At 68.6% G+C, this 15,454-nt stretch carries 12 protein-coding genes; 8 read left to right on the forward strand and 4 right to left on the reverse strand.

The features are described 5' to 3' along the window. Window positions 1–121: 121 nt before the first annotated feature. On the reverse strand, window positions 122–2,374 hold the full coding sequence (locus C7453_RS12870; RefSeq protein WP_114727952.1) for a primosomal protein N': 2,253 nt from the start codon (window positions 2,372–2,374) through the stop codon (window positions 122–124). Window positions 2,375–2,443: 69 nt separating this feature from the next. Between C7453_RS12870 and C7453_RS12875 the strand changes: the two genes are divergently transcribed. The 3 genes from C7453_RS12875 to C7453_RS12885 are packed head-to-tail and all read left to right on the forward strand — an operon-like array spanning window position 2,444 to window position 5,386. After that, window positions 2,444–3,451, forward strand: a complete 1,008-nt coding sequence (locus tag C7453_RS12875) for a tyrosine recombinase XerC (RefSeq protein WP_114727953.1) — start codon at window positions 2,444–2,446, stop codon at window positions 3,449–3,451. Continuing rightward, complete coding sequence (pip, locus tag C7453_RS12880) at window positions 3,448–4,410, forward strand: prolyl aminopeptidase (RefSeq protein WP_114727954.1); 963 nt, start codon at window positions 3,448–3,450, stop codon at window positions 4,408–4,410. The genes C7453_RS12875 and pip overlap by 4 nt, the downstream gene beginning before the upstream one ends. Continuing rightward, window positions 4,394–5,386, forward strand: a complete 993-nt coding sequence (locus tag C7453_RS12885; protein ID WP_245949018.1) for a pepsin/retropepsin-like aspartic protease family protein — start codon at window positions 4,394–4,396, stop codon at window positions 5,384–5,386. Before pip ends, C7453_RS12885 begins: the two co-directional genes overlap by 17 nt. A gap of 43 nt (window positions 5,387–5,429) precedes the next feature. Here C7453_RS12885 and C7453_RS12890 read toward each other — a convergent pair whose 3' ends face one another. The 3 genes from C7453_RS12890 to C7453_RS12900 form a co-directional block, all read right to left on the reverse strand. Next, window positions 5,430–5,927, reverse strand: coding sequence for a hypothetical protein (locus C7453_RS12890; RefSeq protein ID WP_114727955.1), 498 nt, complete (start codon window positions 5,925–5,927; stop codon window positions 5,430–5,432). A gap of 174 nt (window positions 5,928–6,101) precedes the next feature. Beyond that, window positions 6,102–7,481 carry an ammonium transporter gene (locus C7453_RS12895; RefSeq protein ID WP_114728049.1) on the reverse strand — a complete coding sequence of 460 codons (1,380 nt, stop codon included), beginning with the start codon at window positions 7,479–7,481 and terminating at the stop codon, window positions 6,102–6,104. 2 nt (window positions 7,482–7,483) lie between these two features. After that, entirely contained in the window at window positions 7,484–7,822 is a 339-nt protein-coding gene (locus tag C7453_RS12900) for a P-II family nitrogen regulator (protein ID WP_114727956.1), read from the reverse strand. A gap of 247 nt (window positions 7,823–8,069) precedes the next feature. On the opposite strand from C7453_RS12900, the gene C7453_RS12905 reads away from it, so the two are divergent. The 5 genes from C7453_RS12905 (at window position 8,070) to C7453_RS12925 (ending at window position 15,126) form a co-directional block, all read left to right on the forward strand. Continuing rightward, a complete protein-coding gene (locus tag C7453_RS12905; RefSeq protein ID WP_114727957.1) occupies window positions 8,070–9,305 on the forward strand; it encodes a UbiH/UbiF/VisC/COQ6 family ubiquinone biosynthesis hydroxylase in 1,236 nt (411 codons plus the stop codon). Between the two features lie 176 nt (window positions 9,306–9,481). Continuing rightward, window positions 9,482–10,249 carry a serine O-acetyltransferase gene (gene cysE, locus C7453_RS12910; protein ID WP_245949031.1) on the forward strand — a complete coding sequence of 256 codons (768 nt, stop codon included), beginning with the start codon at window positions 9,482–9,484 and terminating at the stop codon, window positions 10,247–10,249. Between the two features lie 687 nt (window positions 10,250–10,936). After that, window positions 10,937–12,340: an amidohydrolase family protein gene (locus C7453_RS12915; RefSeq protein WP_114728050.1), complete on the forward strand. Its 1,404-nt coding sequence runs from the start codon at window positions 10,937–10,939 to the stop codon at window positions 12,338–12,340. 57 nt (window positions 12,341–12,397) lie between these two features. After that, on the forward strand, window positions 12,398–13,636 hold the full coding sequence (locus C7453_RS12920; protein WP_114727959.1) for a TIGR03862 family flavoprotein: 1,239 nt from the start codon (window positions 12,398–12,400) through the stop codon (window positions 13,634–13,636). Then, window positions 13,633–15,126: an ATP-binding protein gene (locus C7453_RS12925; RefSeq protein WP_114727960.1), complete on the forward strand. Its 1,494-nt coding sequence runs from the start codon at window positions 13,633–13,635 to the stop codon at window positions 15,124–15,126. Before C7453_RS12920 ends, C7453_RS12925 begins: the two co-directional genes overlap by 4 nt. Window positions 15,127–15,454 lie beyond the last annotated feature (328 nt).

The raw sequence follows: 15,454 nt of genomic DNA on the forward strand, positions 1-15,454 counted from the left end.
ACGAATTCAGGGCGGCGCGTGCCACGATTGTCTCTACCCGTCATAAGGTCATGCGCCCGCTGCGCCGAATGAAATGGTTTTTAGATCGGTCCAGTGTTTGCAAGCCTGTCCTGCGCAGGCGTCAAAGAAACGAAACAGGATCGATATCGACGTCGATCCGCGCGCCGCGTTCCGGCGCTACCCGTTCCAGCCATTGCCGCACGATCGGTTGCAGCGCGATTTCGCGCCGGGCGCGCAGGAGCAGCCGCCGTCGGTGACGGCCGCGCAGGATGGCTAGCGGGGCCGGCGCGGGGCCCAGAACCTGCAAGCCGTCGCCGCGCGGCGCACTGGCGCCCAGGGCTTGTGCGGTGGCATCGGCGGCCTCCGGCGTATCGGCGCTGACGATCAGGGCCGCCAGACGGCCGAACGGCGGCCAGAAGCCGGGGCGGCGCTGCTCGGCCTCCTGCCGCATGAAGCTGGCGAAATCGCCCGAGACCAGGGCCTGCATCACCGGGTGTTCGGTACAATAGCTTTGCAACAACACGGTGCCGGGCGCTTCCGCGCGGCCGGCGCGGCCCGCGACCTGATGCAGCAATTGCACCGTGCGTTCCGCCGCGCGCAGGTCGCCGCCGCCAAGCCCGAGATCGGCATCGACCACGCCGACCAGTGTCAGATGCGGAAAATGCCAGCCCTTGGCGACGATCTGTGTGCCGATCACCAGATCGACCTCGCGCCGGGCGATCTGCGCCACCGCGTCGGCGGTCGCGGCCGGCCCGGGCAGCGTGTCGCTGGCCATCACCAGCAGGCGGGCATCGGGGAAGGTGGCGCGGGCTTCCTCGGTGATGCGCTCCACGCCGGGGCCGATCGGGGTCAGGCTGGCTTCGGCATGGCAGGAGGGGCAGGTGGGCGGCGTGGGCTCCTGATAGCCGCAATGGTGGCAGGTGATGACGCGGCGCGCCCGATGTTCCACCAGCCAGGCGGTGCAGTTGGGGCATTGCAGGCGATGGCCGCAGGTGCGGCACAGCGTCAGCGGCGCATAGCCGCGACGGTTGAGGAACAGCATTGCCTGCTCGCCACGCGCCATCGTCGCCTGCATCGCCTCGGTCAGCACGGGGGAGAGAAACAGCCCGCGCTCGGGTGGATTGGCGCGCATGTCGATGGTGCGCACCTCAGGCATCGTGGCCCCGCCATGGCGCGCGGTCAGCGCCAGATGGCGGTAGCGGCCGGCACCGACATTGGCCAGTGTCTCCAGGCTGGGCGTGGCGGAAACCAGCAGGATCGGCGCGTGGTCCATTCGTGCCCGTACCACCGCCATGTCGCGCGCGTGATAGGTTACGCCGTCTTCCTGCTTGAAGGCGCTTTCATGCTCCTCATCGACGATGATCAGCCCAAGTTCTGCAAACGGCAGGAACAGCGCCGAACGCGCGCCCACCACTACCCGCGCCGTCCCTTCGGCCACCGCGTGCCACGTAACACGGCGCAGGCGCGGGCTCAGGTCGGAGTGCCACAGCGCGGGCTCGGCGCCGAAACGCCGGGTGAAGCGGCCGGTCCATTGTGCCGACAGCGCGATTTCCGGCAGCAGCACCAGCACCTGCCGGCCGCGTTCCAGGCAGGCGGCGATGGCTTCCATATAGATCTCGGTCTTGCCCGATCCGGTGACGCCCTCCAGCAGCGTGACGGAAAACCCGCCCGCTCCGGCGAGGTCGCGCAGGCTCTGTGCCGCCTCCTTCTGGCCGTCCCCCAGGGTCGGCGGGCAATGGGCGGGGTCGGGCGCGGCAAACGGCGGCGCGGGCTTCAGCACCACGGCCCGCAGCGCGCCGGCATCGGCCAGGCCGCGTACGACGCTGGTGCCCACGCCCGCGCGCCGGGCCAGTTCGGCGCCGGGCAGCGGGCCGTCGCTGGCGGCAATCTCCAGCACCCGGCGGCGGGCGGGGGTTTCGCGCAGGTCGGGCGGCGGTTCGGCGACGGTCCAGCCCGTGGTTGGGGTAACGGGCGCGGTGGCGGCGGTGCGTAGCGCCATGGCCAGCACCATGCCGGGGGGCGAGAGCGTATAGGCCGCCACCCAATCGACGAAGCGGCGCAGCGCACCGGGCAGGGGGGGCTGGTCCAGCCGGCTGATCACCGGCTTCAGCCGTCCGTCCGCCACCGCTTTCATCGGCGGGGGCGTGAATTCCGGTGGCAGGGCAGGGGTCGGGTCCCACACCACGCCGGTTTCGGTCCGACGGCCCAGCGGTACGCTGACGATGTCGCCCGGTTGCAGGTCGGTCAGCGCGGGTGGCACGGCGTAGTCGAACGGGCCGGGAAAGGGCAGCGGCAACAGCACCGCGACGCGCGGCCGGCCGGCGCTTTCCGGCTTTCGCGCAGGGGGGCGTTTGTCTAGACTCGCATGGACCATGAGGTTTTCTATCGCCCCAGCCGCCCGCTGTCTTGTCCGGCAATCGTCGCGTGCCGCGCGGCTGCCCCGATGACCGGTGCCGAACTGCGCGATGCGTTTCTGGACTGGATGCGCGACGAAAAACGGGCGGCGACGCTAACGCTCACCGCCTATCGGGGTGATCTGGACCGGTTTCTGGCATTTGTCGGCACCCATGTGGGTGGCACGGTGGACCTTGCGGTGTTGGACCGGCTGTCGCTGACCGACCTGCGCGCCTGGCTGGCGTCGGAACATGCCGGGGCGCAAAAGGCGGCGGGCGGCCGTCACACCGGCGGGGCGGATCGCGCGGCGCGAACACGTGCCCGGCGGGTTTCGGCCATGCGCTCCTTCTATCGGTATCTGGCGCGGTATCATGGCGTGACCAACCCGGCGCCGGGTCTGCTGGCGGCCCCCCGTTTCCGCGCCTCGCTGCCGCGTCCGCTGACGACGGACCAGGCGCTGGAGGTGCCCGACGGGCTGGGTGCCATTGCCGCCAGCCCGCTGGCCGAGCAGCGCGACCGGACGCTGTTCCTGCTGCTCTATGGCTGCGGCTTGCGTATTTCCGAAGCGCTGAGGCTGGATATCCGCGATCTCGACCGGGCGCTGTCGGCGGGCGGTACGCTGTTGATCCGTGGCAAGGGGGGGCGGGAACGGCTGGTGCCGATGGTGCCGGTCGTCGTGCGTGCCCTCACGGAATGGCGGGCCAGACACCCGGCGCCGCTACCGGACGCGCCATTGTTCCCCGGTGTGCGCGGCGGTCGGTTGCAGCCGGCGGTGGCGCAGCGCGCCATGCGGGTGTGGCGCGACATGGCGGGCCTGCCCGACCATGCGACCCCGCATGCGCTGCGGCATTCCTTCGCCACGCATCTGATGGAAGGCGGCGCGGACCTGCGCGTGATCCAGGATCTGCTGGGCCATGTCAGCCTGTCGACGACCCAACGCTATACACTGGCGGACGAAGCGCGGCTGATGCAGGTTTGGGCCGGTGCCCATCCGCGCGCCGCCGGGCACGGCTCGTCTCAGGACGCGGAAACAACAACGGGGAAGAACGACCCATGACCATCGCTGCCGGCCGCATGCCATATCCGCCGATCGAGCCCTATCGCACCGGCGTTCTGGACACGGGCGACGGGCACCGTGTCTACTGGGAACTGTGCGGCAATCCGGACGGGATTCCCGTGGTGTTCCTGCATGGCGGCCCCGGCGGCGGCTGTACCCCGGCGCATCGCCGCCTGTTCGATCCGGCCCGCTATCGCATTCTGCTATTCGACCAGCGCGGATGCGGTCGCTCAACGCCCCATGCCGGACTGGACAACAACACGACCTGGCATCTGGTTGCGGATATCGAGCGCCTGCGCGTGCTGACGGGTGCGGAACGCTGGTTGGTGTTCGGCGGCTCATGGGGGTCGACGCTGTCCCTGGCCTATGCCGAGACGCACCCCGAGCGCGTGACAGGACTGATCCTCCGCGGGATCTTCACCCTGCGGCACGCCGAATTGCTCTGGTATTATCAGGAGGGTGCATCCTGGCTGTTCCCTGACAAATGGGAGCAGTTCCAGGCGCCGATTCCGGAGGCGGAGCGTGGCGACATGATGGCGGCCTATCGCCGCCGCCTGACCGACCCCGACCGGGCGGTACGGGTCGAGGCCGCCGTGGCCTGGAGCGTGTGGGAAGGCGAGACGCTGACCCTGCGCCCGGCACCGGCGCTCTCCGCCCAGCACGCCGACGAAGACTATGCGTTGGCCTTCTCGCGGATCGAGAACCATTATTTCGTCCATGGCGGCTGGCTGGAAGAAGGCCAGTTGATCCGTGACGTGGCGCGGATACGGCACATTCCGGCCGTGATCGTACAGGGGCGCTATGACGCGGCCACCCCTATGCGGACGGCATGGGACCTGCATCGTGCCTGGCCCGAAGCCGATTTCCGTCTGGTGGACGATGCCGGCCATGCCGTTTCGGAACCGGGAATCCAGACCGCGTTGCTGGACGCTACCGACCGTTTTGCCGCCGGAGGCTGACCGCGCGCGTCGGTCGCGCTGGCTGGCGGCAGCGCTGCTGTGCCTGCTGCCGGCCTCCGCGCTGGCTCAGGATGGGACGCTGGCTCAGGACGGGGCGCCCGTGCCCTGTGCCGTCACCCGCATCGCACGGGTGCCGCTGCGCGATGACGGCGGCTATCTCTCGGTGCCGGTTTCGATCGCTGGGCGGGCGGCGCAAGGGGCGTACAGCCTCGTGGTCGATACAGGGGCCGAAGGTGGCCTGATCAGTGGCCGGGTGGCCGAGGCACTGGGGCTGTTGATCGATTCCGGACGGCGCACCGTGCTGTACGGCACCGGAGGCGCCGGGGGGATGGTGCCCAATGTCCTGATCGCCGATCTGCGCCTGAGCGCGGAAGACGGGAAGGGCCTCGATCTCGGCCCGCTCTCTACGCCGGTGGGCGACCTGCCGGGGCAGCCGATGATCACGCCGCCGGTTGCGGGGCTGCTGGGTGGCGACGTGCTGTCGCATTTCGATCTGGAATTCGATGTCGCGGGCGGCTGGCTGTCGCTATGGCGCATGCGGGGCGATGACGGCGCGTGCCATGCCGCGCCGGCCTGGCATGGAGCCTACGACACCGTGCCGCTGGTGCGCGACGGCCATCGCGTGGCGGTCGGGGTGGAACTGGACGGACAGGCGCTGAGCGCCCTGGTGGATAGCGGCGCGCGCTCGCGCATTCTCTCGACGGACGCGGCAGCACGGGTGGGGGTGTCGGAGGACCGACTGGCGGTCGATCCGGGGGGCGAGACCAGCGGCGTCGATGGCCGGATGAAATGGTATCACTGGCATCGTTTCGCCAGCCTGTGGGTAGGGAACGAGGTGGAGCACGCGCCGGTGCTGACGGTCGCGCCGCTGCGGGACAGGGTGGACATGCTGCTGGGGGCGGACTGGTTCGCCCGGCATAATGTCTGGATATCCTATGCCGGTAACCGGATGTTCGTGCGGCCGGCCCGGCGGTAGCGGGTTGCGACGGGGCCGGGTGCCCCGTCGCAACCGGCCGGCATCAGCCCTTCAGGTGGGCGTTGCAGACGCTGTAATAGCCGCCGCCCTTCTGGATCCATTTCAGGCCACCATTGGCGTTGGTCGCCTTGTTGGCCTTGTACTGGTCCAGACAGGTGTGCAGGCGGGCCTTGCCCGCGCTCTCGCTGGCATATTGCGCCGAGACCGCGTTGGGCAGCACCGCGCTGCCGGCGGCAGCGGCGGCCGGCGCAGCAGCCGCAACAGGTGCGGCAGGGGCGGCGGGCGTCGCCGCGGTTGCGGGAGCCGCCGGCGTGGCGGGTGTCGCGGGGGCAGCGGCAGCGGCCTCGGGCGTCGCGCACTGCGCCGCCTTGAACTCTTTGTAGGTCTGGCCCTTGACGGTGCCGGCTTTCCGTTCGGCGTTGAATTTCTGGTAGCACGCCTGCGCCGCGCTGACGGCGTGGGCCTGGGGGGCGAGCAGGGGCGCGGCGGGTGCGGCAAGAAGCATGGCAACGGCAATCCGGCCACGAAGCGCAATAGCCATGAAAGTGCGATCCTTTCCGTTCAGAACGAGCCGGCGGGCATCATGCCGCGACGGGCCATCGGGTCTGCATCCTGTTTCATAACATCATGATCCGAATACGGAAAGAAAAAGGCCGGACCGGGGCAATGCCCGGTCCGGCCTGTTCTGGTCGGCGGAAGAAGAGATGGCGACCGATCAGATATTGATGCGCTCCCCATGCTGGGTCATGTCCAGCCCTTCCTGTTCGTCGTCACGGCTGACGCGCAGACCGATGCTGGCATCGATGATCTTCAGCAGCACGAACGACACGACCGCACACCACACGATGGTGACGGCCACCGCCTCGGCCTGCACGCCGAGTTGCGCCAGCGAACCGCTGATGCCGGCGGGGTTGGCATCGGTGGCCGAGAGCGGACCATAGGCGAACACGCCCGTCAGCAGCGCACCGATGATGCCGCCGATGCCATGCACGCCGAAGGCATCCAGACTGTCGTCATAGCCCAGCATGTGCTTCAGCGAGGTGGCGGTCCAGAAGCAGATCACGCCGGCCAGCAGGCCGATGATCAGCGCGCTGCCCGGCAGCACGAAACCCGCCGCAGGCGTAATGGCGACCAGCCCGCCGACGGCGCCGGAAATGATGCCCAGCACGGTCGGCTTGCCGGTCCGTGCCCATTCGGCCAGCATCCAGCCTACGCCGGCGGCGGCAGCGGCGATCTGCGTCGTGGCCATGGCCATGCCGGCGCGCCCGTTGGCCCCCAGCGCCGAGCCGGCGTTGAAGCCGAACCAGCCCACCCACAGCAGCGACGCGCCGATGATGGCGTAGGTCAGGTTGAAGGGCGACAGGTCGTCCTGCCCGTAGCCGACGCGCTTCCCCAGCACCAGCGCGGTGACCAGGCCGGCGATGCCGGCATTGATATGCACCACGGTGCCGCCCGCGAAGTCGATGGCGCCCAGCCCGGCGACCCAGCCCAGCGGGCTCCATACCCAGTGGGCGACCGGCGCATAGACCAGCAGCGACCACAGGACGGTAAAGACGCACAGGGCGCTGAACTTCATGCGCTCGGCGAAGGCCCCCGTGATCAGCGCCGGGGTGATGATGGCGAACGTCATCTGGAACATCATGTAGATGCTCTCGGGGATCGTCATCGTCGTGGCGTTGGGGGTGCCCGCGCCCAGCGTGAAGCCGATATCGGCGCCCTTGGCGATATGCGCGCCGATGCCGTTCAGCATGAAGCGCGACAGGTCGCCGATGAAGGGCGTGCCGTTGCCGAAGGCCAGGCTGTAGCCGGCCACCATCCATACCACCGTGATGATGCAGCAGATCGCAAACGACTGCATCAACGTCGCCAGCACGTTCTTGCGGCGAACCATGCCGGCATAGAACAGCGCCAGACCCGGGATCGTCATCATTAGCACCAGCGCCGTGCTGACCAGCATCCACGCCGTATCGCCCGTGTCGATCGGAGGCGGAGCATCGGCGGCGAATGCCGGAGTGGAGAAGCCGGCCAGGGAAACTGCCGCCACCGCCGCAACGGCGGCCGGCAGGCGGGGTATCGCGCGACAGGCGCCCGGAATGGTCACAGCGCGTCTTCTCCCATTTCCCGCGTGCGGATGCGGATGACGCTGTCCAGACTGGAGACGAAGATCTTGCCGTCGCCGATCTTGCCGGTGTGGGCGGACTGAAGGATCACGTCCACCACCTGGTCCACGATGTCGTCGGAGACCGCGATCTCGATCTTCACCTTGGGCAGGAAGCTGACGTGATATTCCGCGCCGCGATAGATTTCGGTCTGTCCCTTCTGGCGGCCGAATCCCTTCACTTCCGAGACGGTCAGGCCCTGGATGCCCAGGGGCGTCAGGGATTCGCGAACGTCGTCGAGCTTGAAGGGCTTGATGATGGCTGTGACAAGCTTCATCGCGCCACGTCTCCTTGGTTCATTGTTGTAGTCCGTTTTTCCTGATGCGGAATGATGATCCAAATCGCGATTAGGGCAATACAAAAACCGTGCCAAGTACGCGCATGGTTGACGGAGCGCGGTGTCTGGTGTGCCTTGCGCCATTGGTGTGCGGCATGATGTGCCTTAATTATGGGCGCGCGCACCGGAACGGATCATTCTCGCCGCAGGGCCATCGGGCCGGAACGGCTATTGCAGGACCACACTCATGACCGCAGGCACGATGTCCCACCCCCAGACCGGCACCGGGCAGGACGATGTGGATGTCTGCATCGTTGGGGCAGGGCCGGTCGGCGCCACGCTGGCCTGCCGTCTGGCGGTGGCGGGCCTGCGCGTGGCCATTGTCGATCGCGCGGCGCTGCCGCCGATGGAAGACCCGGCCTTCGACGGCCGCGCGTATGCCATCGCCGCCGGCCCGCGTCGTCTGCTGGAGGACGCCGGCGTGTGGGGCCTGCTGCCACTCCAGGCCTGCCCGATCGAGGAAATTCGCGTCTCCGACGGCCGACCCGGCGAGAAGCCTTCGCCCCTGTTCCTGGAATTCGGGCGGCAGGATGCCGAGCAGCCGTTTGGATGGATGATCGAGGCCCGCGCGCTGCGCGTGGCGCTGAACCGTGCACTCCATGCCCATGACCTGCTCACGGTGCTTGCGCCGGATGAGGCGACGATAACCCGCACTGCCGAAGGCGCGCGGGTGCGGATGCAATCGGGCCGCACCTTCGGTGCCCGGCTGATCGTAGCGGCCGAGGGGCGGCGCTCCGCGCTGCGCGATCAGGCGCGGATCGGCATCACCCGTCTGCCCTATCATCAGAGCGGCATCGTCTGCGCCGTGGCGCACGAGCATCCGCATAACAACCGTGCGCTGGAACATTTCTTGCCTGCCGGGCCGTTCGCGCAACTGCCGATGGCCGCGACGCCCGAGCATCCGAACCTCTCCGCCATCGTCTGGTCGGAAAGCGACGCGCTGGCGCGGCGCATGGCGGCCTTGCCGCACGATGCCTTCGCGCACGAGATCCAGCGCCGCATGGGCGACTGGCTGGGCCGGGTGACGCCTGTAGGGCGGCGCTGGGTCTACCCGCTGTCGGCGCAATATGCGCAGCGCTATTTCGACACGCGGATGGTGCTGGTAGGCGATGCGGCGCATGGCATCCACCCCATCGCCGGGCAGGGGCTCAATCTGGGTTTCCGGGACGTCGCGGCGCTTTCCGACGTGCTGATCGCCGCCCATGCGCGGGGCGAGGACCTGGGCGCGCCGTCCCTGCTGCGCCAGTATCAGGCACGCTGTCGCCCCGCCAACATGCTCATGTTGGCCGCGACCGACATGCTGGAGCGACTATTCGGCAACGACAATCCCGTGCTGCGCCGCGCCCGGGACCTCGGATTGGCCGGCGTGCATCGCATGCCCGCGCTGCGGCGTGCCTTCGTCCGCCACGCGATGGGCCTGTAGCGCGTCGTGTCGCAAGGCCGCCTCTGGTCAACGGGGCGGCGCCCTCCCATATCGTTCCTTCCGCTGACAGGACCGGTTTCATGCCTGATATTTCCCCGACCTCGCTGGCCGCGGCCCGCGGCACCCGCGCCGTTGCGGAGCCGACACTGGTTTCCATCGACCAGGAACGGCTGTGGATGGATATCGCGGCAGGCTGCGAGGGCTGTGACGATCCGCTGGTGCGCGGCCTGCTGGCCACCGGCATCCGCAACCACGCCACCTTCGCCAACGGGTTGGCCGCGCTGATCGGGCGCAAGCTGGGCGACCGCTCGGTGGCTGATGACGCGCTGTCGGAACTGGTGACCGAGGCCTTCGCCGCCGATCCGCAGATCGTCGCGGCCGCCGCCGCTGATCTGGTGGCGATCCGCGAGCGCGATCCGGCAACGGCGAACTACGCGACGCCGTTTCTGTTCTTCAAGGGCTATCACGCGGTGCAGTGCTATCGCGTGGCCCACTGGCTGTGGAACAACGGCCGGCGTTACCTGGCCCTGCATCTGCAAAGCCGCACATCGGAACTGTTCGCCGTCGATATCCACCCGGCGGCGCGGCTGGGCCGGCGCATCCTGTTCGATCACGGCACCGGAATCGTGATCGGCGAGACCTCGGTGCTGGAAGACGACGTTTCGCTGCTCCAGGGTGTGACGCTGGGCGGCACCGGCAAGAATGTCGGCGACCGTCACCCCAAGGTGCGGCGCGGGGTACTGATCGGCGCCGGCGCCAAGATTCTGGGCAATATCGAACTGGGCGAGGGGGCCAAGGTCGGCGCCGGGTCGATCGTGCTGGAATCGGTGCCACCCTTCACCACCGTCGTCGGCAACCCGGCGCGGCCGGTCGGCACGCGCCACAGCGCCCTGCCGGCCTTCACGATGGACCAGATGCTCCCCCCAATCGACTACATGATCTGAGACCCTGCCTGTAAATGCGTGCTGGCGGCGAGCCGACGCGTGTTTCCTGCGCTCCGGTGCTCACGGCCATTGAGGCCGCTCCGCTTCGGTGCTCGGAAACACACGACGGACGCGGCCCAGGCGGTCCGCTCTCGCTCACCAGCCCACATTTCCAGGCAGGGTCTGCGTGACCACCTGACAAAGGCTGCTGGTGGCGAGCCGACGCGCGTTTCCTGCGCTCCGATGCTCACGGCCATTGAGGCCGCTCCGCTTCGGTGCTCGGAAACACACGACGGGCGCGTCCCTGGCGGTCCGCTCTCGCTCACCAGCCCACATTTCCAGGCAGGGTCCGTGTGGCCACCTGACAAAGGCTGCTGGTGGCGATCCGACGCGCGTTTCCTGCGCTCCGATGCTCACGGCTGTTGAGGCCGCTCCGCTTCGGTGCTTGGAAACACACGACGGGCGCGTCCCTGGCGGGCCGCTCTCGCTCACCAGCCCACATTTCCAGGCAGAGTTTGCGTGGCTGCCTGACAAAGGTTGTGGGCGGCGCTCCGGTGCACGCGGCCATCAAGGGCGCGTGACATGCCGTCTGACGGTGCTGTGAAGCGTCCTGCCACTCTGGACATGCCGGTCATCGCGCTGAACAGTGGGCGTGACATCGATACGGAACAGGAAGGGCAGGCGGCCGACATGAAGCATGCATCACCGATGGGCGGGACGCGCGCCCGGTTCTGGACGGCTCCATTATGGACGGTCCTGTCGCTGGGTGCCCTGCTGGCAGGCCCGACCGCGGGCGCGCGGGCGGCGCAGCCTATGCTGCTGGAACATGCCACGATCATCGACGGCACAGGCCGTGCGCCTCTCGCAGATGGCGCACTACTGATCCGCGACGGCCGGATCGCGGCGGTAGGGGCCTCCGGCACGGTCGCGGCACCGGGCGCGAAGGTCGTGGACCTGACCGGACGGACGATCGTGCCGGGCCTGATTTCCGATCACAGCCATACCGGGCTGGTGAAAGGCACGAAAAACGACAGTGCCAACTACACGCGCGAGAATATCCTGGCGCAGTTGAAGCAGTACGAACGCTATGGCGTGCTGACCGTGGTCTCGCTGGGCCTCAACAAATCGCCGCTGTTCGACCAGTTGCGGCAGGAACAGCATGCCGGGCGCAATCCGGGGGCCGACCTGTTCGGGGTCGATCAGGGTATCGGCGCGCCGGATGGTGTGCCGCCGCAGGGCATGTTCCATCTGGGGGCGGACCAGGTCTATCGCCCGACCAGCGTGGCCGAGGCCCAGGCCGCCGTCGATCGCATGGCCGACGAGGGCACGGATCTGGTGAAGATCTGGGTGGATGATTTCCGCAATGGCGTGCCGGGGGCCAAGGGCTATCCCAAGATCGACCCCGTGATTTACGGCGCGGTGATCGAACGCGCGCATGCACGCGGGATTCGCGTCGCAGCCCATATCCACGACCTCGCCGATGCCAAGGCGCTGGTCACCGCCGGGGCCGATATCATCGCCCATGGGGTACGCGACCAGCCGGTCGATACCGACTTCATCATGCTGATGGAGCAGAAGGGCGCGTGGTACATCCCCACCCTGGATCTGGACGAGGCGAACTACATCTTCGCCGAACACCCCGAATGGCTGGACGACCCGTTCCTGTCAGCCGGGCTGAACCCCGACCTGCGGGCGCAGTTCGCCGACCCGGCCTGGCGCGCCAGGATTCTGGCCGCCCCCCTGACGGCAGCGGCAAAGAAGGCGCTGGCGCTCAATGAGCGCAATCTGGTCACGCTCTATCGGTCGGGCATCCATATCGGCTTCGGCACCGATTCCGGCGCCTCGGCCACCCGCATCCCCGGCTTTGCCGAACATCGCGAACTGAAGCTGCTGGTCGCTGCGGGCCTGACGCCCATGGAGGCCCTGGCGGTAGCGACCGGCAATGCGGCGGCGCTGATGCATCTGGATGACCGGGGCATCCTGCTGCCGGGCCGCTGGGCCGACCTGATGGTGGTCTCGGGCGATCCGGCGGCGGACATTACCGCAGTCGACAGGATCGAGCAGGTCTGGCATCGCGGTGCACGGACCGAGGGGCCGTTGGTCCCCCGCTGATCCCGGCTGCCCGCGCGCGCCGGCCCGGCGGGTAGCGTGCGAGGGAGCAGGAACAGCATGGCCCATATCGTGGTAATCGGCGGCGGACCGGCCGGTCTGGCCGCCGCCGAGGCCCTGGCTGCCGGCGGATGCGCCGTGACGGTGGTGGAACGCATGCCGACCATCGGCCGCAAGATGCTGATGGCCGGTCGGGGCGGGCTGAACCTGACCCATTCCGAATCGCTGGAGCGTTTTCTGACCCGCTACGGTGCCGCACGCCCGTGGCTGGAGCCCGCCTTGCTGGCTTTTTCCCCCGACGAACTGCGCAATTGGGCGGCAGGGCTGGGCCAGCCCTGTTTCGTCGGCAGCAGCGGGCGGGTGTTCCCCCAGGCGATGAAGGCGTCGCCGCTGCTGCGGGCCTGGGGCGCGCGACTGGCGGAGCAGGGGGTGACGATCCTGACCCGCCACGCCTGGACCGGCTGGGACGGGCCGGGACGGGTGCGCGTGGTCTCGCCGCAGGGCGAGCGCGTACTGGCCGCCGACGCGGTCGTACTGGCGCTGGGCGGGGCAAGCTGGGCCCGCCTGGGTTCCGATGGCGCGTGGACCGGCCTGCTGGCCGGCGCGGGCGTGGATCTGGCGCCGTTCCGCCCCGCCAATTGCGGCTTTCGCACCGACTGGAGCGATACGCTGCGCGCGCGTTTCGCCGGCACGCCGCTGCGCGGCATCGCGCTGACGCCCGAGGGCGGCGGCCCCACCGTGCGCGGCGAGGCGGTGGTGACGGCGCATGGGCTGGAAGGCGGGGCGGTCTACGCGCTTTCGGCCCTGCTACGCGACCGGATCGCTGCCGAGGGGCAGGCGCGCCTGATGGTGGATCTGCGCCCCGACATGACCGAGGCCGCACTGGCCGAGCGCCTGGCCCGGGTGCGGGGGCGCGAAAGCCTGTCGAACACGCTGCGCAAGGCGTTGCGCCTGCCACCGGTCGCGGTGGCGCTGCTGCGTGAGGGGCCCGACGCTCCGCCGCGCGACGCACCATCGCTGGCGCGGCTGATCAAGGCGGTGCCCGTCACGCTGACCGCACCCGATTCGCTGGATCGGGCGATCTCGGTGGCCGGTGGCGTAAGGGCGGATGCGGTGGATGCGCGCTTCATGCTGCGCGCGCTGCCGGGCGTGTTCGTAGCGGGCGAGATGCTGGATTGGGAAGCGCCGACGGGCGGTTATCTGTTGCAGGCCTGCTTCGCGACCGGCCGCGCGGCGGCCCATGGCGTGCTCGACTGGTTGCAGGAGGGGGGCAAGGAACGGTATCCGTCCTGCCCATGACGGTTTCGATCACGATTGGGGATATACGGGGCGGCGGCCCGGCGGTCATGGACCTGGCGGAACTGCTGTCCACCCGCCTGCTGGTGCAGGGCAATTCGGGGTCGGGCAAATCCCACCTGCTGCGGCGTCTGCTGGAGCAGTCGGCAACGCTGGTACAGCAGGCGATCATCGACCCCGAAGGCGATTTCGTCAGTCTGGCGGAACGGTTCGGCCATCTGGTGATCGACGGCTCGGCCCATACCGAGGCCGAGTTGCAGGCGGCCGGCGAGCGCATGCGCGTGCATCGCGCCTCGGTGGTCCTGAACCTGGAAGGCGCGGATGCCGAAGTGCAGATGCGCCGCGCGGCCGCCTTCCTGGGCGGTATGTTCGAGGTCGGGCGCGAATATTGGTACCCGGTCCTGGTTGTGGTGGACGAGGCGCAGCTTTTCGCCCCCGCCGCGGCTGGCGAGGTGACGGACGAAGCCCGGCGCGCCTCGCTCGGCGCCATGACCAACCTGATGTGCCGTGGCCGCAAGCGCGGGCTGGCAGGGGTTATCGCCACCCAGCGTTTGGCCAAGCTGGCCAAGAACGTGGCCGCCGAAGCGTCGAACTTCCTGATGGGGCGTACCTTCCTCGATATCGACATGATGCGCGCCGCCGACCTGCTGGGCATGGAGCGCCGCCAGGCCGAGAGCTTCCGCGATCTGGAACGGGGCTATTTCGTGGCGTTGGGCCCGGCGCTCTATCGCCGCCCGGTGCCGGTGCGCATCGGCGAGGTGGTGACCGAAAGCCGGTCCGCCGGGCCGACGCTGCTGCCCATGGCGCCGGCCGCACCGCCCGAGGATATTCGCGACCTGATCTTGGCCAGACTGCCCGAGCGCGAGAGCCTGCCCCGTCCGGTTCGTCCCTCCGCCCCGCCGCCGCCCGATATTCTGGCACAGCTTGCGGCCCACGCGGCCTCGGCGGCGGTAGAGGCCGAGATGGAAGCGCCAGTCGTGGAAACCCCGGCAGACAAGGCGGAGCAGAAGCGCCGCTTTCTGACCATCCTGACCGAAATCCTGCGTGACGAGGATGCGGGCTTCCGTCCGCCGCCGGTGCTGTACCAGGATTTCCTTGTCCGCTGCCGGATCGAGGGCATGGGGCGCGAGGCGCTGGACATGCCGCGCTTCCGCCGCCTGCTGGCCACCGCGCGGGCCGGCGTGGACGCCGAGACCGCCGAATCCGATCGCTGGATGCAGGCCGAGCGCATCGCCGCTCCGCTGCCGGACGACGTGCGCGGCATCTTCCTGCTGATCGCCCGCGCTGCGATGGAGGGGCAGCCCTGCCCGTCGGATGCGGCGGTGGCACGGGTTTATGGCACGCATTCGTTGGGCCGCGCCCGTCGGCAATTGACCTATCTGGAAGAACAGAACGTCATTGTCCTGCGCATGGACGGCATGGGGCGGCGCAGCGCGGCCGTGATCGGGCCGGGATGGGAAACCGCGCCGTCCGATCCCAGCGACGGAGCATAGTGCCCGCGTCATCCTCGGAGCCTGTTTGGCATGCGCTCCGACGGCGGCCTGACATGCCTTTCCTGCGCTTGAGGCTTGCGGCCACCAAGGCGGTTTTCGCTCGTCGGCCGGCATCTCAAGCCGGTCAATGACAAAGACTGTCACATTGCGACGGGCATGTCGTCGCGTATGTGCCTTTTCCTCACCGGAATCCTGTTGGTCGCCTTTCTTTCGCGAGGCGGAAAAGAACCCGAAATTTCGGGTATTTTTTTAAAATTCCCATGATTTATGCCTGTGCCGATAGCGTGAGCTAGTTCCGTGCCGGCTACCCGACAGTATCATTCTGTCA

The organism is Gluconacetobacter liquefaciens, from assembly GCF_003350405.1.
Lineage (GTDB): Bacteria > Pseudomonadota > Alphaproteobacteria > Acetobacterales > Acetobacteraceae > Gluconacetobacter > Gluconacetobacter liquefaciens.